This window comes from Dyella acidisoli (assembly GCF_030160295.1).
Lineage (GTDB): Bacteria > Pseudomonadota > Gammaproteobacteria > Xanthomonadales > Rhodanobacteraceae > Dyella_B > Dyella_B acidisoli.
The window spans coordinates 1-21,420 of the sequence record NZ_BSOB01000008.1 but is presented as its reverse complement, the minus strand read 5'-3'; the positions used below and the strand labels follow the sequence as shown (position 1 = coordinate 21,420).

Sequence of the window (21,420 nt, the reverse complement as noted above, 5' to 3'; positions counted from 1 at the left end):
TGATACCCCCTCACGGGGATATCAAAAGCAACCCATGATGCCGTTCACTCCGCCGCGTCACTTCCCTGCCGCAGCGTCAATGGATAGGAGGTCCCGTTCTGCACGAACGTACCCGTCATGGAATGGCCGTCCGCCGAGGCCTTGCCGGTGAACGTCGCCGGATGTCCCGGGATCGCGAAGAGCAGCGTGGTGCGATCGTCTGTGCTGGTCTCGGTGACCGGAACGCTGGCGACTTTTTCCGCGGGGATCTCAGCGGTGATCGCGGTGCTCCACCCGGTGGTGATCTGGTGCAACACCACGCTGGACTGCGATGTGAGCTGTCCCGACCAGTGCACGTGAGTAACCGGTGCGGTCGCAGCGGCGATGCCCTGGTTGGTTTTCCAGCCGGTGCCTTGGTACTCGATGTAGTCGGCGGTCTGCTGAGCGGTGGCGTCACCGAAGCGGTGGGCGACGAGGTGCAGCGCCAGGTCCACGCCCGAGCTGAGCCCGCCAGCGGTAAAGGTGATCGGATCGGCATCGACGTAGCGCACCTCGCGCACGAGTTTCGTGTCCGGGAATTGGCGTGCGAAGTCACCGAAATACCAGTGGTGCGTGGTTGCCTGTTTGCCCTTCAGCAATCCCGTTTCGCCGAGCAAGAATGCGCCGGTGCAAATCGACACGATCGTCTTGCCTTGTGCATGCGCCTTCTGCAGCCACGCGCCCAGGCCCGGGGCGCCGCTTTGCGCGCCGACCACGATAATGTCCGGCATCGGTGCGTCGTCGTAACTGTAGTCCGGCGTAAAGGTCATGCCCGGACGGTTGCCGCCTTCCGTATGCAGCGGCTTGTGCGAAGGTCCTATCGTGTACAGCTCGTACGGCATGACTTTGTGCTTGCCGTCCTTGCCGCTGGAGACCATGGTGTCCTGGAATACCTCCCAAGGTCCGCCGATGTCGATCACGTTGGCGTCGTCACTGACCATGAAGGCAACCTTGATCATGCCGTCGCGAGGCACGCTCGCGGCAGGGGCGGAAACCGTGGTGGCACTTATGGCAGGCAGGCAGACGATCGCGGCCAGCGCCGCAGCGAGAAGGGTTTTCATGCTGTTGCTCCGAAGGATAAGGGCGTGCGTTCTGCACACCGCCAGTGTCGAAGCGCGCCCGATTTGGGGACAGGCCGGTCCCTGCATCGTTCTGGCGATTGGCTGCAAAGGATGCCGCTACACGGGCCGTCTGCACTATCGTGATGCCATGACAACCGACCGCCGCTCCGATGCGATCACGCCGCCCGCCTTCCTCGGCGTCCCGTGGTCGTGGGTCGGTGCGATGTGGCTTGCGTTCGCGCTGATCGACGCGACCCAGACGGTGCTGGTGATGCACGCCCAGGGCATGCACCATCCGTGGGCGCGGCTGTTCGCGTTTCGCGTGGTGGTGTGGTCGCTGTGGATGCTGGCCTCGCCATTGATGCTCGCGCTGGACCATCGCTTCCCGATGCGGCGAGGGCGCTTGCTCGCGCCGGCCCTCGCACATTTGTGCCTGTGCGCGCCGATGGCGTTAGCGGTTGCCGCGTGGTCGCTGTGGCTAGAGGCCGCGATGGATCCGTATGGCACCGACGCCATGCCAGCACCCCTCGCGTCGCAATGGTTCGAAGGCTTCCTTGAGAGCGTGGCGCCGTGCCTGATCGTGTATGCGACCGCGCTGGCGATCGGCTACGGCCTCCGCGCGCGCGAACGGCTGATCGCGGAGCGGGCCGAATCCGCGCGTCTGAGCGAACAGCTCGCCAAAGCGCAGCTCGACGCACTGCGTCGCCAGCTCGAGCCGCACTTCCTGTTCAACGCCCTCAACGCGATCGCCGGTCTCGTGCGCGAGCGCCGGCACGATGATGCAATCGGCACGATCGCCGGCTTCGGCGACCTGCTGCGTCGGGTGCTCGACGACTCCACCGGCGCCGAGGTGCCGCTGCGTGAAGAGCTCGACTTCCTGCGCGTCTATCTCGACATTCAGAAGCTGCGCTTCGGCGACCGCTTGCACGTCGGCATCGACGTGCCCGATGAACTGCTGACCGCGCGCGTGCCGCGTCTGATTCTGCAGCCGCTCGCCGAGAATGCTTTCAAGCACGGCCTCAGCAAGCGCGCGCAGGGTGGTGCGTTGCGCGTGTCCGCCAGCGGCCAGAATGGCCTGCTCACGCTGCGCGTCTACAACGACGGCCCCGCCGCCGCCGCGCATGCCGCGCCGCCGCGCCCTGGCATCGGCCTTTCCAACACCGTCGAACGCCTGCGCAGCCTGTACGGCGAACGCTGCGACCTGCGCCTCGAACGTCGCGAAGGCGGCACCGAAGCTATCGTCCTCGTGCCGCTGGAGGTCGATTGAATGGGCACAGTCGCGCCTTCGGAACGCCTGCGTGTGCTGGTCGTCGACGACGAACCACTTGCCCGCAGCAATCTTGTCGCGCTGCTGCGACCGCGGCCCGATGTCGAGTTGATCGGCGAATGCGATTCCGGCATGCAAGCGCTGACGATGATCCGCAGCGATCGGCCTGACGTGGTCTTCCTTGATGTACAAATGCCCGAATGTGACGGCTTCGATGTACTGGAGCTGCTCGGCGCCGAACTCCCGCCCGCTATCGTCTTCGTGACGGCTTACGACGGCCATGCTCTACGCGCCTTCGAGGTCGGTGCACTCGACTACCTGCTCAAACCCTTCGACGACGCCCGCTTCGAACGTGCCCTCGATCGTGCCCGCGAGCGCTGGCGTCAGCGCGCAGACCAACCACCACGCAGCGATCGGCTGGTGGTGCGCAGCGTGGGTCAGGTGTTGTTCGTCGACACTGCGACAATCGACTGGATCGAAGCGGACGACTACTACGCCTGCCTGCACATCGGCTCCCGTACCCACCTGCTGCGCCGCAGCCTCAACGACCTCGAACGCGATCTCAACCCCGCGGTGTTCTGCAGGATCCATCGCTCGACGATCGTTCGGCTGGCGCAAGTGGAAGCGCTGGAGACCGACGCGGAGGGGGAATACGAGGTCGTGCTCAGAACGGGTGTGAAGTTACGGGTAAGCAGAAGGTATAGGAGGGGGCTGTTGGAGCGTTTGTGTCTTTAGTTGGGTGTTGAGTCCATTGTTCGATGCGCGCCCATGCGCAAGATTTTTTCTGACGATGTGTCGAATTCGGGTCCGGCCGTTCGTTGTGATAGTGAGGGCCGGCAATCAGCTCGCCTGCAAGCGATTTACGGGAGTAAGACATGCCGCAATATCTGGTTGCCATTCATCATCCCGAAAACTACGACCCATCCCTCGAAGACGAAGCGATGATCCACGATATCGACGCGCTCAACGAAGAGATGATCGCCGCCGGCGCCAGGTTCTTCGCTGGCGGTTTGGAGTCGCCCGACAAGGCGAAATCACTGCGTAAGCAGTCCGGTGGCCAGGTGGTCGTTATCGATGGCCCGTACGCTGAGGCCAAGGAGCACGTTGGCGGTTTCTGGATACTGGAAGCCGCTGATATGAATGAGGCGCTGGCGTGGGGGCGCAAAGCCGTAATCGCCTGCCGTGCACCCGTCGAGGTGCGAGCGTTTCTTCCCTACAACTGAAGGGCGAATGTAAGTCGAAATCGCTGCAACCCTACAAACAAGTTTGGTCGTTGGAACTGTCTGCTTCGGGTTGAAAACGAGTTATCGAAATCGATGGATCCGGCCCGCCCTTGAGTCGGACTGGTGCGAAGGGAAAGCGTGCGCTCAACAGGCAGTCAACCCGGATTATTTGCAGGGCCTCTTGAGGTTAAGCAGACATCGGCGGTCGCGGTAGACGTAAGACTCGGAAGGGTCCGCACGGCCGCGGGAAGTCTTCCGTCTTCAAGCCTCGAAGTAAATGCGGGTCGCAACCGACGTTGCCTTCCTTAAGAGGCAGACACCTTTCGCCGCGATTTGGTCACGGCCTTGGTTGGCTTGCACGAAGTCGCACCCACAGCACAATGCGCTTGGCTCTGACTACAGCAATGATCGGTCAAATAGCCAATGAGATCGTTCATCGCTTCAATCACCGGCGTGTAGTAGATAAAGCGACCATCCTGCTGACTGGTCACGAGGCCTGCGTGAGATAGCTCTTTGAGGTGGAAAGAGAGCGTCGCATTGGCGAGCCCTAACTTTTCAGCGATCACGCTGGCTGCCAGACCCTCAGGCGCATGCTCGATCAGCAGGCGATACACCGCCAGTCGCGACTCTTGTGCGAGCGCTGAAAGGATCGTAATGGCTTGTTTGGTCTGCATGATGCTGATTGCACTAGTTGGATAGAAATGTAAGGAAGCGTGAGCGCAGTGTAGTGGCTTGTTTTGAAGGTGAATCAATCTGCCGTAGCGCCACCCGGCGTTTTGCCGATCGCGGCCAGCTGACTCGACAGCGCAAGCCGATCCAGGGCGGTGACATTCAGGTTAAGCAGCAAGCTGATGCGCTGCTGCAAAAGATTGCGTGCCAACAGAAACGCCTTATAAACCGTTGCCTCATCGCCTTCAGCCTTCGCGGGGTCCGGAATACTCCAGTGTGCGGTCACAGGCGCTCCCGGCCATGCCGGACATGCCTCACCGGCCGCTTGGTCACAGACAGTAATCACAAAATCCATGACGGGCGCATCGGGTGCGGTGAATTCCGCCCAACTCTTGCTGCGCAATCCTTCGGTGGAAAGATCAACGGCTTTCAGCACCTGCAACGTCTGCGAATAAATAAAACCCTTCGCTGCGCTCCCTGCGCTGTAACCCCGAAAACGACCTCGGCCGAAGTGGTTCGTGATCGCCTCGGCGAGAATGCTGCGTGCCGAGTTTCCGGTGCAGACGAACAACACGTTGTACTGACCTTTCATCGCGCGCTCCACTTACGCCGCTCGCGTCTCGTACCAGCCCTTATTGGCAGTGACGATGCGAACCACAGAAAGCATCACCGGCACTTCAATCAAGACGCCCACGACGGTCGCCAATGCAGCGCCGGAATGCACGCCGAACAACCCGACGGCGGTAGCCACGGCCAATTCAAAGAAGTTGCTTGCGCCAATCAGCGCCGAGGGGGCCGCTACGCAGTGAGGGACTCGAAACATCCAATTGAGCACATACGCCAATCCGGCATTGAAATACACCTGGATCAGGATTGGCACGGCCAATATCGCGATCACCAGTGGTTGAGCAAGGATTTGCTGACCTTGAAAACCGAAGAGCACCACCAGTGTCAGCAGCAACGCTGTCAGGGAGATGGGCCCAAGGCGACCCAAAAGATGCTGAAGCGCTTTCGGACCACCACGCGACAACACCATGTGACGAAGTGCGACACTGATCAGCACCGGCACAACAATGAAGAGCACGACCGACAAAATCAGCGTGTTCCACGGCACCACGATGGCAGAGATTCCCAGCAGCAAACCAACCAGCGGCGCAAAAGCGACAACCATGATCGCGTCGTTGACCGCCACTTGGCTCAGGGTGAAATTAGGCTCGCCATTGCATAGGTTGCTCCAGACGAAAACCATCGCCGTGCACGGTGCAGCGGCCAACAGAATCAGCCCGGCCACATACGAATCAAGTTGAATGGTTGGCAGGTAAGCGGCAAAAACATGCCGAATGAAGATCCAGCCCAATAGAGCCATCGAAAATGGCTTGACCGCCCAGTTGATAAACAGCGTTACCCCGATGCCCTTCCACTGGCGGCGCACATTTCCCATTGCGCCAAAGTCGATCTTCAGCAGCATCGGAATGATCATTAGCCAGATCAATACGGCGACCGGCAGATTGACCTGGGCGACCTGCATGCTGCCGATGGCTTCGAAGATCCTGGGCAATAAGTGACCGAGCAACGTGCCGGCCACAATGCATAGCAACACCCACAGAGTCAGGTAGTGCTCGAAAAAGCCGATTTTTCCCGGTTTTGATGGTGCGGGCGACGCGGCCTCGGCGCCCACCGTGCTCATGCGATGCCCTCTTCGTCGTCATCGTTGGCCATCGCACCAATGTGATCGAGCGCGTGCTGGAGTTCGTCGCGCGTCATGGACTCGACCGGCAAGTTCAGCAATGCCATCAAGCGGTAGGTGATCAACGCATGAGCGTGCTGAAAAGCTTTGCTGATGGCGATGGCGTTGCCCTGTACCGCTGCCGGGTCGGAGAGGCCCCAGTGCGTGCGCACGAAATCTCCGAAGAGGACAGGACAGGGCTCTTTTGCCGCGCTGTCGCATACCGTGATCACGATATCGAGCGGCGGCGCCCCCTCATCGACGAATCGATCCCAGGACTTGCTCGACAGGTTTTCCGTGGAGATACCCGCACTGGCAAGTTCCTCGAGGGCATAAGGATTGACTCGACCCGTGGGCTGGCTGCCCGCGCTAAAGGCCTCAAACCGCCCTTTGCCGAGATGATTGAGCGTGGCTTCCGAGAGGATGCTGCGAGCGGAGTTGCCCGTACAAATGAAAAGAACGCGACAGGGATGCATAAGGTCGTGGGTCCGAGGATGGGATGTCAGGATTGCTATTCCATATTTCCATAATGATAGAATCATGAAAATGGCGCAACTGGAACCAGGCCGCTCTATGTCCCTCCCCGATCTGCCGCACGTGAGCCCTGAACTACTCGACAGCCCCAGTACGGAAAAGCTGTCGGTGCCATCGGGCTCCACCCATCCGCCACGCATCCTGATCCTTTACGGATCCTTGCGGCCCCAGTCATTCAGTCGAAAATTGGCCCTCGAGGCTGAGCGCATTCTTCAACACCTCGGTGCAGAGACTCGTGTATTCGATCCACACGAATTGCCGATTCTCGACAGCGTGCCAGCCAGCCATCCCAAGGTGCAGGAGTTGCGTGCACTGTCGCTATGGTCGGAAGGTCAGGTCTGGGTAAGCCCTGAACGTCATGGTTCAGTCACTGGCGTATTCAAGAACCAGATCGATTGGTTGCCGCTCGAAGAAGGCAGCGTTCGGCCAACGCAGGGACGAACGTTGGCTGTGATGCAGGTCAGCGGCGGTTCGCAATCCTTCAATGTCGTCAATGCGCTGCGCGTGCTTGGCCGTTGGATGCGCATGGTGACCATTCCAAATCAGTCTTCCGTGGCCAAGGCCTGGCAGGAATTCGACGAGAGCGGCCGGATGAAGCCTTCGCCGTTCTATGACCGCGTGGTGGATGTCATGGAAGAGCTGTTCAAATTCACCCTAATGGTGCGCGATCGCAGCGACTACCTGGTCGATCGCTACAGCGAACGCAAAGGCGCCGCAGAAGCCCGCGCATTATCTGAGGCCGCAGCAGTCACCGAAACCTTAACAGCAACCGAGACGGTGACATCAAAAGAAGAAGCTGTATCGGCTTCTCCCAGCAACGCGCGCAGCTGTTGCGCTGCGGGTGCCTGTTAATGGCGGATACAACTCCATCCATTCACGCAACGATCTATCGCAACCCCGATTGCGGTACCTGACACAATACCTGGGCAGTGCGCAGGTGAAACAATTCGTATCATTCGCATCCGCCACAGGGGCGACACCGCCACGGAGGTCCAAACGTGATCCATCGCATGATTGCCATCATGGCGTTTTCTTTCATAAACATGGGCATCGTTGCTCAGGCAAAAGCAGGCGATGTGCATGACAACCAGACCACCGCACTTCTCGCCATCATCCATGGCAGCAAGCTCGTTGATCTGACGCATTCGTTCAGTTCAAGCACGCCCGTCTGGAGCGGGTTCGGCCAAGCCATCATCACGCCTGCGAAAGATCCGAAGACGGGCCAGCCCTATACGATCGAAAAAGATGGGTTCAGGGCAAACTACTTTTCGATGGTTGGCCAGTATGGAACGCATGTCGATCCGCCGGCACACTTCGATGCCCATGGTGCGACGATCGACGCCATTCCGTTGAACCAGATGATCTTGCCTTTGGTGGTTTTCGATATCACTGGCCTCCTGCAAAAAGATCCCAACCATGCGTTGAGTGTCAACGACATCCTGGATTGGGAAAAACAACATGGCCGCGTCCCATCCGGATCGTTCGCTGCGCTGCGCACCGATATGTCCAAAGATTGGGATGCCAATCCGGCACGATTCAAGCGCTCCCCTTTTCCAGCCTGGTCGCTGGCAGCCGTGCGCTTTTTGATCGAACAGCGCGGCGCTACGGCGATCGGCCATGAATCGCTCGACACCGACACGACGACGCAAATGGATTCTGAAACCTGGCTTCTAAAGCATGGCCATTACCAGATCGAAGCCATGGCGCATCTCGATCAGGTGCCCGCGACCGGTGCCGTACTCATCGCGATGTGGCCCAAGGTCAAAGACGGCGATGGCTTTCCCGCGCGCGTCGTGGCCGTGGTGCCAGCCGATGTTGCGCAAGGACATTAGGGACAGCGACGGATACGCGCCTTGATGTTCAGGCCGAGCCATCGGCAACGCTGAGCTATTAGCCGTGTTTGACAAAGTTATGGATGCGGGTAGTGCATTTACTTCAGCGACACAGCACTTTCCCAACGGTAATTCGACGCTGCTTCGGTTTCACGCCACCAGCGTTCACCTGCATGCGGTGACGTCAGATCCATGCGCTCACCCATATGCGGCGTAGCAAGGGGAATGTTGTTTTCAATGGCCAGCGTTGCGATGCGTTCGAAGGGTTCCTCCCAGCGGTGCATCGCCAGGTCAAAGGTGCCGTTGTGCACGGGCATGAGCCAGCGGCCACGCAGATCCTTGTGTGCCTGCAGGGTCTGTTCCGGCTGCATGTGCACGTACGGCCATTGTGCATCATAGGCGCCGGTTTCCATGAGCGTGATATCGAAGGGCCCAAGCCGCTCGCCGATGGTTTTGAAGCCCTCGAAATAGCCGGTGTCGCCGCTGAAGAACACACGCAATTCGTCGTCGAAGATCGCCCACGATGCCCACAGCGTGCTGTTGCCGTCGAACAGCGTACGTCCTGAGAAATGCTGCGCCGGTGTAGCCGTCATCCGCAGGCCATCGATATCGATACTCTGCCACCAATCGAGTTGATGCACTTTGGCGGGATCTACACCCCATTCGATCAGGCGGTCGCCAACGCCAAGCGGCGTCAGAAAGACGTCGGTTGTAGCTGCGAGCTGTTCGATGCTCCAGCGGTCCAGATGATCGTAGTGATCATGCGACAGGATGACGCCGCGAAGCGGCGGCAGATCCTGCAGCGCGATCGGCGGCTGATGAAAGCGCTTGGGACCCGTCCACGTGAAGGGCGAAGCGCGCTCGGAAAAAACCGGATCGGTAAGCCAATAAGCGCCGCGCAATTTGATCAGCATGGTGGAGTGCCCAAGCCGGTAGAGGCTGCGATCAGGCGCCGCTTCGAGTTGCGCACGGGTAAGGGTTCGCATCGGTATCGAACTGCTCGGATGAGTACCGGCGGGCTTTTTGAAGAGCATGTTCCATGTGATGCGCAACATCTTGCCTATCCCTTCCGATGGCTGCGGCACCGGGTTATGGAAGCGGCTCTCGCGATGCTGCGGCGAGGACGTGTACTTGTCCGTCTTCGGTCGAAACAGTGCGGTGATGCGCGAAGGCATGGCGAAATCCTGTAGGTAAGCGAGGGGAGACAAATATGTACACTACACAGTGTAGTTTACGTCGTGAAAAAAGTAAACTGCCAAGTGTAAAATAGGGCTATGCCCAGACCCTTCCCCACATCCCAGCGCCTTACCGACCGCAAACGCACTGCGATCATCGAGGCTGCCATCGACGAATTTCGCGCAGCCGGTTACGAAACCACCAGCATGGACCGCATTGCTGCCCGTGCCGAGGTATCCAAGCGCACCGTCTACAACCATTTCCCCAGCAAAGAAATCTTGTTCGCGGAGATCCTGCGCCATCTGTGGGAAGCGATCGCGGGCAATGATGCATTCGCGTATCACGCCGATCGCCCGTTGCGCGATCAATTGCTGGAGTTGATCGCGCAGAAATTTCGTCTGCTCAATGACGAAGCGTTTGTATCGCTCGCTCGCGTCGCGATTGCCGCCGGCATCCATTCGCCCGAACGCGCGCTTGACATGGTGGCGCGCATGAGCGAACGCGAAGAAGGGCTGACCGTGTGGGTCCGCGCTGCCGCGGCAGCGGGCAAGCTGAAGACCAAAGATCCTGTCTTTGCGTCGCATCAATTGGAAGCATTGATCAAGGGCTTTGCGTTCTGGCCGCAGATCACGCTGGCCCAACCGCCGCTGGATGCCGCCACTCAAAAGAAAGTAGCTGAGTCGGCCGTGGATATGTTTTTGGGTCACTACGCCTGCTAGCGCCATGTGTCGTTCATGCGCAGCCTGAGCCCGTTGATTGCGGGCCTGAATTGATTCCACCCCGTTCAACTCGACAGCCTTGCCGCTTGCCCCAACTCACGTACCGCTCGTCACAAACTCAGTGACCTCGACGCGAATGCCGCTTAGCTTCCCGGTGACTCCACCATTGAGGAAACACCATGCGTCATCTGCCGATGCTCGCGATCATGCTTGCAGTTAGCGGCGCCGCTCCAGCAAACAGCGCTCCTACGTCCGGCTTGTTTGCATCCGGCGTCGCGAACGGACCTCAGTGGCAGGACAAAGATGCATCGCCTGCTTTCACACCGGACGGCCAGAGCGTGGTGTTCTCGCAAGGCGATGGCATCACTCGGCGCCTATATATTTCCAGGCATATCAGTGCGAACTGGACGCCAGCCGCACCTGCGCCCTTCTCGCAGGCGTGGATGGATCTGGAACCGGCCATGTCGCCAGACGGTTCGTATCTGGTGTTTGTCTCCAACCGGCCAGCGCAAGCGGATGGCGCTGCACTAGATGGTTTCTTCAACGGCAAGTCACGACCGGGGCGCGGCGGCAACTTGTGGCGTGTCGCACGCGACGCTCACGGCTGGGGCGCGCCGCAACGCCTGCCCGACATCATCAACGCCGGCAACTCGATCTTCGCGCCAGCCATCGCGGCAGACGGCAGTCTCTATTTCATGAAACCCGATCCCGCCAGTGGCGCGTTCCGGCTCTATCTAAGTCACCGGAGGGGTGGCCTGTACACACTACCGCAAGCACTCAGCTTCAGCGGTGGCTCTACGGCGGATTTCGATCCGGCCGTCGCGCCCGATCAATCTTTCATCGTCTTCAGCTCGGATCGTCCGCCCTCGACAGCACAAGACAGCGCACTGTTCATCGCCTTCGCCCGGGCAGGCGGCTGGAGCACGCCGCAACCGCTTGGACCCATGGGTGTCGAGGCAAGAATGTCACCGGATCTGGGCACGCTGTATTACAGCGGCACCGACAAGCGCATCCATACCTTTGCGCTGAATATCTGGCTGCAGCAGCATCACACTAGGTCTTGAGGCACTTCCTCACACGCCTACCCCACTCCACACTGCCCCGGCGCAGGCTTGCCGCTGTCGCCGATGAGGATGGGGTGTCCACACGCGCTACGCCACAACGATGGACCATGCCGGCTTTGCTGTTGGGGTTGTGGACCCTGATCGCGCTGTCGTATGCGCTTAGCGCAGGACTGTCGTCGATCAGCGAAGGTCACCCCCCGAATTGGTCGCGGATGCTGACGTGGAACTTCACCGATTTCTATTTGTGGATGGTGTCAGTACCAGTGGTCGCCTGGCTCGGCCGCCAGAGCGCAGGCCAAGGCTGGCGACGCTTTGCCGCCGTACATGTGCCTGCCAGTCTGACGCTGGCGCTGCTGCATGTAGCAGTGCATCTGTCGATTTACTGGACTTTGTGCGGACCCGGGCGCGCGCCCGTCACCACGTTCCCTGCGTTCGTGCGCATGGAGTTCGCCTTCAACTACCACTTCGCCTTGCTGATTTACTGGGTGATCCTGGTCGTGCTGCGCGGCCTGGACTCACAGCGCCGCCTGCGTGATGAGCGCCTGCGCAACGCGCAACTGGCATCGCAGTTGGCGCAATCCCAGCTACGTACGCTGCGCGTGCAGCTACAACCACATTTTCTGTTCAACACGCTCAACGCGATTTCCGCGCTTGCCTTGGCCGATCCGATGCAAGCCCGCCTGATGATCGCGCGACTCAGCGACCTGTTGCGCCTGACCTTGGAAGAACGCCATGCGCTGGAAGTGCCGCTGTCGCGCGAACTGGAACTGCTCAGCTGTTATCTGGATATACAGCAGGTGCGCTTCCAGGATCGCTTGAGTACGCACATGGATGTGGCGATGGATACCGTACACGCCGCCGTGCCCAGCATGATCCTGCAACCGCTCGTGGAAAACGCGCTGCGCCATGGACTGCTGGATAAGCCCGAATCGGGACAGCTGCAGATCGTGAGTCGACGCGAAGGCAGCGAGCTGTATCTGCGCGTGGACGATGACGGATTGGGATTGCCGGAGGGCATGTCCGAGGGACTGGGATTGGGCAATACACGCGCACGCTTGCAAGTGCTGTTTGGCGGGGCTGCCAGCGTGGCGCTGGCGCGCAAGGCTGAGGGCGGCACGCGCGTGGAACTGCGCTTTCCCTTCCGCGAATACGTGACGGAGCCCACCCCATGAATCCACCACCGATCCGCACCTTATTGGTCGACGATGAAGTGCTGGCGCGCCTGGCACTGCGGCAAGCACTGGCTGCGCATCCAGATGTCGAGATCGTGGGCGAATGCGGCAATGCCACTGAAGCCTTGCAGGCCATCGCCGCGCTGGAACCCGCGTTGTTGTTCTTGGATATCCATATGCCCGGCATGGACGGGTTCAAGCTGTTGCACCGCTTGCGGCCGGATACGTCGCCCATGGTCGTATTCGCCACCGCTTACGGCCAGCATGCGTTACGCGCCTTCGACGCGAATGCGCTGGATTATGTGCTCAAACCGATTGATCAGGCACGTTTCGACCAGGCGATGAGGCGTGTGCACCAGCATTGGCTGGGTATGCACGCACGAGCTGGCACGCCACGCATGGCGTCAACGGCATCGCCCGGCGCCGCTTATGCACAGCGCATCAGCGTACGCCTCGGCGAAAGCATCCGCGTGATCGCCATCGAAGACATCGACTGGATTCGCGCGGAAGGCAACTACGTGCAGATCCATGTCGACGGTGTCAGCTATTTGCATCGCGAAACGCTGCGACATCTGCTGGAAGCACTGGACCCGACATGCTTTCTGCGCATTCATCGCGGCACACTGGTCAATGTGAAGCGCATTCGCGAGATCCACCCGCTGTTCCAAGGCAACGCCGAGGTGGTACTGCACAACGGCACCCGTCTCAGCTTGAGTCGCCGCTTTCGCATGCATGCACGACGCACATTGGGCATGAGCTGAGCCGGTCACGCGCACAACCGACCGCTCGCCACACAAACGCAACCGCTCATCACAAAACCGCAGCGGGTACTTTTTGCTTCGTCAAAGATGGTGACGGTCGCATCAACCTTCATTCACAGGAGCATGTATGAAATTGCAGGCACTCGCCTGGACCGTGGCTTTCGCGCTGGCTTGCGCCGGGCCGCTAAAGGCCGCCGAATTGCTCGGCCCCGGCGTCATTTCCACCGGTTTGCAAGAAACCACCGCGGCGTTTTCGCCCGATGGGCAGACGCTGTACTTCCTGCGCTCTGACTTTGCTGAAACGGACGACACCATTCTGGTATCGCATCGCCAGGGCAAAAGCTGGTCTACGCCAGAGGTGGCATCGTTCTCCGGGCAATGGCATGACTCCGAGCCGACCTTCACACCGGATGGCAAGCGCCTGTATTTCGTCTCCAATCGACCCGTGCGTCCGGGTGGCGCATCGCTGGTCGTCGAGATGCACGGCCAGCATTTTCCCGGCACCAACCTGTGGTACGTCGAGCGCCAGGCAGACGGACGCTGGGGCGAACCCAACCATGTGGACGGTGCGCTCAATGACGGAGCCATGCTCTACAACCCCTCCGTAGCGGCCAATGGCGATATCTACTTTTCTGCGCATCGCCCTGACTCCGGCAACTCTTATCAGATCTATGTGGTGCACCCTGCCGGCAGCGGCTATTCCAATCCGCAGCGCGTAGAATTGGGCGATATCTCACATAACCGCATGGACCCGTGCATCGATCCGCGCGGGCGCTTTCTGCTGTTCGCCGGTGATGAAGGCGACTCTTTGGGAAGCGCCGATATCTACATCGCCTTCCGCCAAGCCGATGGAAGTTGGAGCAAACCCGAGCACCTCGGCGGCGATGTAAACACCAAAAGCCTGGAGAACGCGCCGACGCTAGGGCCGACGTTCGGCGAGCTGTATGTATCCAGCAACCGTCAGGAGGACGTGCACTTCCCCAAGAGACGCGACACCGTGGCCACATTGCAGCAACGACTGAGCGGCCCACTCAATGGTTCGCGCAATATTTGGCGGGTGGATATCTCCAGCGTGCTGCGTACGCATGGGATCAACGACTAGCGTCTTTGCACACACCTTAAAAACGCAATCATGCTCTGACATACACCACATCTTTTACCTTTTATTCCTGGGTAAACCATAGAGTTACACGCCAGCGCATCACGACAATGCACCGTATCGTCATCTTGGCGAAGGCCAGGATGACGATGCGCTCTGAACCGGAATCGCCGTGAACCTCGACTTTTCGCCGGAATGACGAGCAAAGCGTGGGGATACATCAGGGTCAGGCTCGCCTCGCATGTAGGCGACGCATCGGGCGAGCACCCATAAAGCAACGTACAGGCAACCGTGCCAGACGCTGCTTGCAACGATTCCCCGCACACGGTGCATCGCACTGCACAAGCATCAAAAACCCCTATATTTCAGCGTAAAAAATAGTTTCACCCGAAAACGACGGCACCCGTCCTAGCCTCCCGAGGCCATTTGGCACCTCCGGGGAGGGAGCATCGTTGTTTCCTCGATTCTTCATCTGTCACTGACTACTTACGGGAGTAGCTTCCAATGACCAGCACGGATTCGACAGGAACACGTTCAACGGAAATTTTCAGCATGGCGCGCAACGCATGCAGACTTTCGATGGCCATTGCACTGGCCTTCGGCGCCAGTGCCGCGGCGAATGCTGCACAGGTCTATACCCATCACGTGCGCGACGTTGTGCATAGCAATGTCGCTCAACAAGTCAGCAGCTTACCGGCCAGCAAGTTGATGAGCCTCGACGTCGTGCTTCCAGTGCGCGATGAAGCAGGGTTGGATGCATTCGTGGCGGCAGTGACCGATCCCTCTAGTCCGAATTACCAACATTACGTGACGCCACAAGAGTTCACCGCACGATTCGGTCCGACACAGAACGACTACGATACGGTGGTGCAATACCTCACCCGCTATGGGTTCACGGTGACGGGCGGCAGCCGCGACGGCATGGATATCCAGGTGATTGGCCCCGTTTCCGCGGTGGAAGCGGCGTTCAATGTGAAGATGCGCACGTACAAGCATCCGACTGAGAACCGCATGTTCTACAGTCCAGATCGCGAGCCGACCACATCGTTGGCAATCCCGCTCTGGCATGTTTCGGGACTGGACAACTATTCGATTCCGAAACCGCTGTACGTGAAGAAGAGCGATTACGCTGCGGCACACGGCATAAGTCCTGATGCGGTCGTGTCACATGCAACGACGGGTTCGGGTCCTTCCGCTTCATTCCTCGGCAGCGATATGCGTGCGGCGTACTACGGCGGCACGGCACTTACCGGCAAAGGCCAGAATCTTGGCCTGCTCGAATTCGTAGGTACTGATTTGGCTGACTTGAGCACGTATTACAAGAACGTGGGTCAGACCAACAAAGTGCCGATCACATTGCTTTCGACCGACGGCACCAGCACATCCTGCCTCGCTTCGCAAAGTTGCGATGACACCGAGCAAACACTCGACATGACGCAAGCGCTCGGCATGGCACCTGGCCTTGCCAGCCTGGTGATGTATATCGGCTCCAGCGACACCGCGATGATCAGTGCGATGACTACGCACAGCCCCTTGCCGACAACGATCGGTTGCTCGTGGGGCTGGACGCCGGCTGATCCGGCAACGCTCGATCCTTACTTCAAGAAGATGGCGGCACAGGGCCAGACCTTCTTCGCAGCATCGGGCGATAGTTCGACATGGTCGGCCAGCAACGAGGCATGGCCGGCGGATGATGCGTACGTGATCTCCGTTGGCGGCACGGATCTCACAACCACTCGCGCAGCAGGTCCATGGAAATCGGAAACCGCATGGGTCGATAGCGGCGGCGGCATTTCGCCGGATGGCATCGCCATTCCCACATGGCAAAAGATCGCCGGCGTGATCAATTCCAGCAACAAGGGCTCGACGACACATCGCAATGGCCCCGATGTATCGGCCAATGCGAACTTCACTTTCTATGTCTGCGCCGATCAAACCACTTGTACAGCCAACAACTATGGTGGCACCAGTTTCGCGGCACCGATGTGGGCAGGCTTTGTGGCGTTGATCAATCAACAGCGCGTGGCCGTTAGCAAGAAACGCATCGGCAATTTCAATGCGACGGTTTATCCGGAGAACGAATCCGGCGGCAAATTGACCAGCACTTATGCGACGGACTTCCACGACATCACCAGTGGCAAATCCGGCAGTTATTCGGCTGTGACCGGCTATGACTTGGTGACAGGCTGGGGCAGTCCGAAAGCTGGACTGATCACTACGTTGGTGAATTCGCCCTAATAGAGCACGATTGAGGAATGAGGTGGAGGCCGCATGGCCTCCACTTTTTTGTGCTCACGACTTTCGCTGGGTGTTCTGGGCTCGCTTTGGCGAGTATAAGTGCGAGGTCTTCCGTCGCTGGGAAGAGATCCCGCATGACCATGTTCCGCCGCATGCTCCTCATTGCGCTGGCCGGCTTCGTATCGGCTCCGCTGGTTTCGTCAGCGCGGACGCAGAGCACCTCCATCATCGTCGCCGGCAACGCGCGCTTCGAGTTCCTTACGTCTTCGCTGGTGCGCATGGAATATGCGCCGAACGGCCATTTTGTGGATGCGCCCACGGCCGTAGTGTTGAAACGCGATTGGCCCGCGGTGAATGCGCAATCCACTAAAGAAAGCGGCTGGCTGGTGGTGCACACCAGCAGCATGACCTTGCGCTATCGATTGGACTCAGGCCCTTTCAACGCCAGCAACCTCCAAGTGACGTGGACCTATCCGAATAGCGCACCGCGTATGTGGCACCCCGGTCAAGTCGATACACAGAATCTTGGCGGCCTGACCTATTCGCTCGATCACGTCAGCGAAACGAATCTGCCGAAGGGCAAGGATCTGGAAAGCCCGGTCAACGACATCATTCCAGGCATTGAGATTCCGCTGGAGCCGGCCAAGCCCGGCTTGCTCAGCCGCAGCGGCTACGCGTTCATCGACGATAGCCAAACGCCGCTATGGGACGCGAAGATGCAATGGATCGGTCCGCGCGAGAAGCCGTATGGGCAGGACTGGTATCTGTTTACGTATGACCGCAACTATCCGTACGTACTGCAGGAATACGCCCAACTCTGCGGCGGCATTCCGATGATTCCGCGCTACGTGCTCGGCAACTGGGTCACCGACTTCAACTTCGAATATTTTCCGAACACGGCCGACGCGCACGACCCGCAATTCGAGCGTTACAACCAGCCATACCTGGAAGACGAACTGTCGCGCCTGCGCGAGAACCATATCCCGTTCGATACCCTGGTGCTGGACTTCGCGTGGCACAACTACGGCTGGCAAGGCGGCTACGATTGGAGTCCGCTGATTCCGCAGCCCACGCAATTCCTGCAATGGCTGCACGATCGCGGCATCAAGCTCAGCCTCAACGATCATCCGGGTTATGCAGGCACGCAGGAGGAAATTCTTTCCTACGACGACAGTCATGCACCGGGCGTGCTGAAAGCACTGGGTCGTCCGCTGCCGCCGAAGCCTTCCTTCGATATGGATATCTCCGGGCAATGGGTATTCGCTACCGATCCAAAAGATGGGGGCTTGCAAGAACAATGGTTCGCGGCTAATTACGACGACCATGCCTGGAAGCCCATCCATACCGACCAGTCATGGCAGAAGCAGGGTTATCCGGACTATCAAGGTGTCGGCTGGTACCGTCGTTCGCTTTCCTTGCCGGAAAAACTGCCGGACGCGCTGTATCTCACCATCGGTGAAGTCGGTCAGACGTATCGCCTGTTCGTGAACGGCAAGGAAGTCGAGCATACCCATGTGCCATGGCCACAGCGGCTTACCTACGCCAACATCAAACCTTATGTTCGACCCGGTCAGCGCAATGAAATTGCCTTGCGCGTTGTGCCGGGCGAACAAGGTGGCGGCATCTTTCGCGGGCCGGTAGCGCTAAGCGACGTGAATCCGCCGGAACGGATCTACTTCAATCTCGCCGACAAGCGGCAGGCCGATATTTTCATGCGCGACTTGCACGGGCCGCTGATGCAAGCCGGTGTCAGCTCGTGGTGGGTGGATGGCGGCGGTGGTGCTGCCGACATGCCAGGACTCAACCCACAGTTCTGGACCAACAAGGTTTTCTACGATTTCACGCAGCAATTCACCGGGCAGCGCGCTTTCATCCTTAGTCGTTACGGCGACTGGGGCAGCGAACGCTATCCGGGATTCTTCACCGGCGACACGTATTCGGAATGGCCCGTGCTGGCTTACGAAGTTGCCTTTACCGCGCGCGGCGGCAACGTATTGGTACCGTATATCAGCCACGACATTGGTGGCTTCCATGGCGCCAAACTCGACTTCGACCTGTATGCCCGTTGGATCGAATTCGGCGCCTTCAGCCCTATCCTGCGCATGCACAGCGCACACGCCAACCCGAAGGAAGGCAATACGCGCATGCCTTGGCTTTACGGCGACAAGGGCGTTGCGTTGATGCGCAAGTACTTTACCCTGCGCACGCAGCTCATTCCCTATATCTACACATACACGTGGCAGGCGCACACGCTGTCTTTGCCGCTACTGCGTCCGCTGTATCTGCAGTATCCAGATCTACAAGAGGCCTACGAGCAAACCCGAGAATATTTTTTCGGTGATGAAATGCTGGTTGCGCCGGTACTCGATGCTAGCGGTAACCGGACGGTTTATCTGCCGCCGGGCTCGTGGATCGACTTCTTCAACGGCAAGCGTCATGACGGCGGGCAGTCCTTCACCGCGCATTACGACGTAGACGAAACGCCTGTCTTCGTGCGCGAAGGATCGATCATTCCCGAACAGGAGCCCAGCGACTATTCAGATGCCAAACCATTGGATGTGCTGATCCTCAATGTCTATGGTGGCGGCAAAGGGCACTTCGACCTGTACGAAGATGATGGCCGATCACTCGATTATGCGAAGGGCAGTTATGCGATCACGCCCATCAGCTACGTGACCAAGCCGGATGGCTCGCACGAACTGACGGTTTCGCCGGCAAAGGGAAGCTATCAAGGGCAACCGGCATCACGGTCGTACGTGTTGCGTATCCATGCGAACAACAAGCCGCAGTCGATCAATGCAAATGGAAAGCCAGTGATGCAGTGGGATTGGGACGATAAGCAAGCAACCGCCATCGTTACCTTGCCGAAGCAAGGCGTTCGTGACGATGTGAGCGTAACGTGGCAGTGAGCTTGAATTCCAATGTAGGTTGGGGTGCGAACCCTGATGTATCCCCACGTTTTTGCCTGGTGGCTCCAGCGGAATCTTGACGCTATCCAAGCTCGCCGCGATTTTTCAAACCGCCTGGTCGTCATCCCAGCGAAAGCTGGGATGACGAGCGAAAAATGTGGGGATACATCAGGGTGCGAACCCCAACATCGCGATACTGATCGACATGGCAATGTTGGGGTTTGCACCCCAACCTACGAATCGCTCAACAATTCATCAAGCTCGCCCGTCGACATCCCATAGACCGTGTTGCGGCCTGACAACTTCGCCGTATAGAGCGCTCGGTCAGCCGTTTGCAGCAGGGCATCGCACGTTTCTTCTACGCCCTGCGCGTGAGGTGCGTCCTCCAGACTGGCCGCGCCAATGCTCAGCGTGACCTTGCCGTAACGGCTTTGCGTGTGAGGCATGTTGAGCGCGCTGATTGCATGCAGGATCGCACCGGACACTTTCAACGCGCCGATGGCATCGGTGCCGGGCAGGATGGCGACGAATTCCTCGCCGCCGTAGCGACCCACTACGTCGCAGTAACGATGCAGCGATTTCTGCAATTCGGCGGCGACTGTGCGCAGGCAGTCGTCGCCGCGCAGATGGCCATAGTGATCGTTGTACTTCTTGAAGTAGTCCACATCGATCATCAGCACTGACAGCGGATGGTTGCTACGCATCGCGCGCCGCACTTCGTCCGCTAGCACTTCGTCCACGTTACGGCGATTGGGCAAGCCGGTGAGGTGATCGTTGTTGGCGTAGTACTCCAGCTTGCGATTGATTTCGGCAAGTTTCTGCTCGGCCTGCTTGCGATCGGTGATATCGGTGAGCGCAGCGGTAATGCCGATTACCTGCCCCATCAAGTTGTGCACCGGGTTGGCCAGCACCTGGTAGAACTTACCCTGATGCTCGATTTCCTGCGCGGGCACATCCTGGCCAGCCTCAAGCAGCGTGAGGCTGCGGCGGATGCTCTGGCCGGCGCCCGGCATCAACTCGGCCACTTTGCGGCCCACCAGCGCCTCCGCCGGAATGCCATGGATGGCGGCATAGGCAGCGTTGGCTGCCAGGTAGCGGCCATCGCGGCCGATCAGGCATAGCGCGCTGGGTGCGGTGTTGTAGATGGCCATCATGCGGTACACGTTTTCGGCGTGCGCAAGATCCATCACGCCGCGCGCGACACCACGGTAGCCGGAGAACGCGCCGTTTTCGTCTTCGAGTACGACAGCATCGGATTCGAGCGCCACCGCGCTGCCATTTGCGTGCAGGTGGCGGCTGATGGCGCAGGAAAAGGCTTTGGGCCCGGAGGCGAAGAAGCGATTGACGCGCGCTGCTTCGGCTGGCGTCATGAAAGCGTTGACCGGCTCGCCGAGCACGCTCGCGCGCTCGCGGCCCATCAGTTCGAGCAGGCCTTCGGCGACTTTGGTGAAGCGGTGACGCTCATCGATTTCCCACTGCCATTGTGGGTGCGCGTGAATCACCGCATGCAGCCGGTCAAGTGCTTCTCCTTGCATGTCCATGTACATGGCCGACACCTCATGCCGTACAACAACGTGCCCTGCAACAAAAGGAGATCCCGGCAGACATAACTCACAGGGGGTAATGCATGCCTGCCGCCGGCGTAAACTCGCCGACACACGCCCATCCATGGGCGTGCGGGAAATCTCGAACGCCATCGCTAGTGCATGGACGGCGTTGCCTTATGGGTGTGAAGCATGCCGTTCGGGGTGGGATGGCTGTATCGGACGATTCCTAAAATGTCGCCGCCATGCTGTGGCTCCCCCTGCTTAGCGTCTCGCCTCAGCTGGGGGTGTCGTTTGTTGGGGCATTGCCTGCGGCGCTTCCGGTCGCGAAGCGACCGGGTCACTTTTCTTTGCTGGCCCCAGTACTGTCCGGTAAAAACACCCGTCACCATCGTTAACCGACTGATA

19 protein-coding genes are annotated in these 21,420 nt (G+C 59.3%); 12 read left to right on the top strand and 7 right to left on the bottom strand.

What is annotated here, in order from left to right; translation table 11 throughout:
• Nucleotides 1-44 precede the first annotated feature (44 nt).
• Nucleotides 45-1,079 (bottom strand): GlxA family transcriptional regulator, encoded by a 1,035-nt coding sequence (locus QQJ86_RS04445; protein WP_284319711.1) that lies wholly within the window; start codon nucleotides 1,077-1,079, stop codon nucleotides 45-47.
• 148 nt (nucleotides 1,080-1,227) lie between these two features.
• Between QQJ86_RS04445 and QQJ86_RS04440 the strand changes: the two genes are divergently transcribed.
• From QQJ86_RS04440 to QQJ86_RS04430, 3 genes are all read left to right on the top strand, one after another.
• Nucleotides 1,228-2,346 carry a sensor histidine kinase gene (locus QQJ86_RS04440; RefSeq protein WP_284319710.1) on the top strand — a complete coding sequence of 373 codons (1,119 nt, stop codon included), beginning with the start codon at nucleotides 1,228-1,230 and terminating at the stop codon, nucleotides 2,344-2,346.
• Entirely contained in the window at nucleotides 2,347-3,081 is a 735-nt protein-coding gene (locus QQJ86_RS04435) for a LytR/AlgR family response regulator transcription factor (protein ID WP_284319709.1), read from the top strand.
• 140 nt (nucleotides 3,082-3,221) lie between these two features.
• Nucleotides 3,222-3,569, top strand: coding sequence for a YciI family protein (locus QQJ86_RS04430; RefSeq protein ID WP_284319708.1), 348 nt, complete (start codon nucleotides 3,222-3,224; stop codon nucleotides 3,567-3,569).
• 305 nt (nucleotides 3,570-3,874) lie between these two features.
• Here the strand turns inward: QQJ86_RS04430 and QQJ86_RS04425 are convergent, their stop codons facing one another.
• The 4 genes from QQJ86_RS04425 to QQJ86_RS04410 form a co-directional block, all read right to left on the bottom strand.
• On the bottom strand, nucleotides 3,875-4,243 hold the full coding sequence (locus tag QQJ86_RS04425; protein ID WP_284319707.1) for an ArsR/SmtB family transcription factor: 369 nt from the start codon (nucleotides 4,241-4,243) through the stop codon (nucleotides 3,875-3,877).
• Nucleotides 4,244-4,317: 74 nt separating this feature from the next.
• Nucleotides 4,318-4,830 (bottom strand): arsenate reductase ArsC, encoded by a 513-nt coding sequence (locus QQJ86_RS04420; RefSeq protein WP_284319706.1) that lies wholly within the window; start codon nucleotides 4,828-4,830, stop codon nucleotides 4,318-4,320.
• Nucleotides 4,831-4,842: 12 nt separating this feature from the next.
• Nucleotides 4,843-5,925: an ACR3 family arsenite efflux transporter gene (gene arsB, locus QQJ86_RS04415; RefSeq protein WP_284319705.1), complete on the bottom strand. Its 1,083-nt coding sequence runs from the start codon at nucleotides 5,923-5,925 to the stop codon at nucleotides 4,843-4,845.
• On the bottom strand, nucleotides 5,922-6,440 hold the full coding sequence (locus QQJ86_RS04410; protein ID WP_284319779.1) for an arsenate reductase ArsC: 519 nt from the start codon (nucleotides 6,438-6,440) through the stop codon (nucleotides 5,922-5,924). The genes arsB and QQJ86_RS04410 overlap by 4 nt, the downstream gene beginning before the upstream one ends.
• A 97-nt stretch (nucleotides 6,441-6,537) precedes the next feature.
• Between QQJ86_RS04410 and arsH the strand changes: the two genes are divergently transcribed.
• Entirely contained in the window at nucleotides 6,538-7,350 is an 813-nt protein-coding gene (arsH, locus tag QQJ86_RS04405) for an arsenical resistance protein ArsH (RefSeq protein WP_284319778.1), read from the top strand.
• Nucleotides 7,351-7,496: 146 nt separating this feature from the next.
• Nucleotides 7,497-8,330 (top strand): cyclase family protein, encoded by an 834-nt coding sequence (locus QQJ86_RS04400; protein WP_284319704.1) that lies wholly within the window; start codon nucleotides 7,497-7,499, stop codon nucleotides 8,328-8,330.
• Between the two features lie 98 nt (nucleotides 8,331-8,428).
• Here QQJ86_RS04400 and QQJ86_RS04395 read toward each other — a convergent pair whose 3' ends face one another.
• Nucleotides 8,429-9,505, bottom strand: coding sequence for an MBL fold metallo-hydrolase (locus QQJ86_RS04395; protein WP_284319703.1), 1,077 nt, complete (start codon nucleotides 9,503-9,505; stop codon nucleotides 8,429-8,431).
• Between the two features lie 99 nt (nucleotides 9,506-9,604).
• On the opposite strand from QQJ86_RS04395, the gene QQJ86_RS04390 reads away from it, so the two are divergent.
• The 7 genes from QQJ86_RS04390 (at nucleotide 9,605) to QQJ86_RS04360 (ending at nucleotide 19,468) form a co-directional block, all read left to right on the top strand.
• Nucleotides 9,605-10,225 (top strand): TetR/AcrR family transcriptional regulator, encoded by a 621-nt coding sequence (locus QQJ86_RS04390; protein ID WP_284319702.1) that lies wholly within the window; start codon nucleotides 9,605-9,607, stop codon nucleotides 10,223-10,225.
• A 179-nt stretch (nucleotides 10,226-10,404) separates the two neighbouring features.
• Complete coding sequence (locus QQJ86_RS04385) at nucleotides 10,405-11,289, top strand: TolB family protein (RefSeq protein ID WP_284319701.1); 885 nt, start codon at nucleotides 10,405-10,407, stop codon at nucleotides 11,287-11,289.
• A 74-nt stretch (nucleotides 11,290-11,363) separates the two neighbouring features.
• Nucleotides 11,364-12,461 (top strand): sensor histidine kinase, encoded by a 1,098-nt coding sequence (locus QQJ86_RS04380; RefSeq protein ID WP_284319700.1) that lies wholly within the window; start codon nucleotides 11,364-11,366, stop codon nucleotides 12,459-12,461.
• Nucleotides 12,458-13,222: a LytR/AlgR family response regulator transcription factor gene (locus QQJ86_RS04375; RefSeq protein WP_284319699.1), complete on the top strand. Its 765-nt coding sequence runs from the start codon at nucleotides 12,458-12,460 to the stop codon at nucleotides 13,220-13,222. The genes QQJ86_RS04380 and QQJ86_RS04375 overlap by 4 nt, the downstream gene beginning before the upstream one ends.
• A 127-nt stretch (nucleotides 13,223-13,349) precedes the next feature.
• Nucleotides 13,350-14,324 (top strand): TolB-like translocation protein, encoded by a 975-nt coding sequence (locus tag QQJ86_RS04370; RefSeq protein ID WP_284319698.1) that lies wholly within the window; start codon nucleotides 13,350-13,352, stop codon nucleotides 14,322-14,324.
• Nucleotides 14,325-14,873: 549 nt separating this feature from the next.
• On the top strand, nucleotides 14,874-16,559 hold the full coding sequence (locus QQJ86_RS04365; protein WP_284319697.1) for a S53 family peptidase: 1,686 nt from the start codon (nucleotides 14,874-14,876) through the stop codon (nucleotides 16,557-16,559).
• Nucleotides 16,560-16,693: 134 nt separating this feature from the next.
• On the top strand, nucleotides 16,694-19,468 hold the full coding sequence (locus QQJ86_RS04360) for a glycoside hydrolase family 31 protein (protein ID WP_284319696.1): 2,775 nt from the start codon (nucleotides 16,694-16,696) through the stop codon (nucleotides 19,466-19,468).
• A 233-nt stretch (nucleotides 19,469-19,701) separates the two neighbouring features.
• Here the strand turns inward: QQJ86_RS04360 and QQJ86_RS04355 are convergent, their stop codons facing one another.
• The gene (locus tag QQJ86_RS04355) at nucleotides 19,702-21,015 is read right to left on the bottom strand and encodes a sensor domain-containing diguanylate cyclase (protein WP_284319695.1); all 1,314 of its coding nucleotides are present in this window, start codon (nucleotides 21,013-21,015) and stop codon (nucleotides 19,702-19,704) included.
• Between the last annotated feature and the right edge of the window lie 405 nt (nucleotides 21,016-21,420).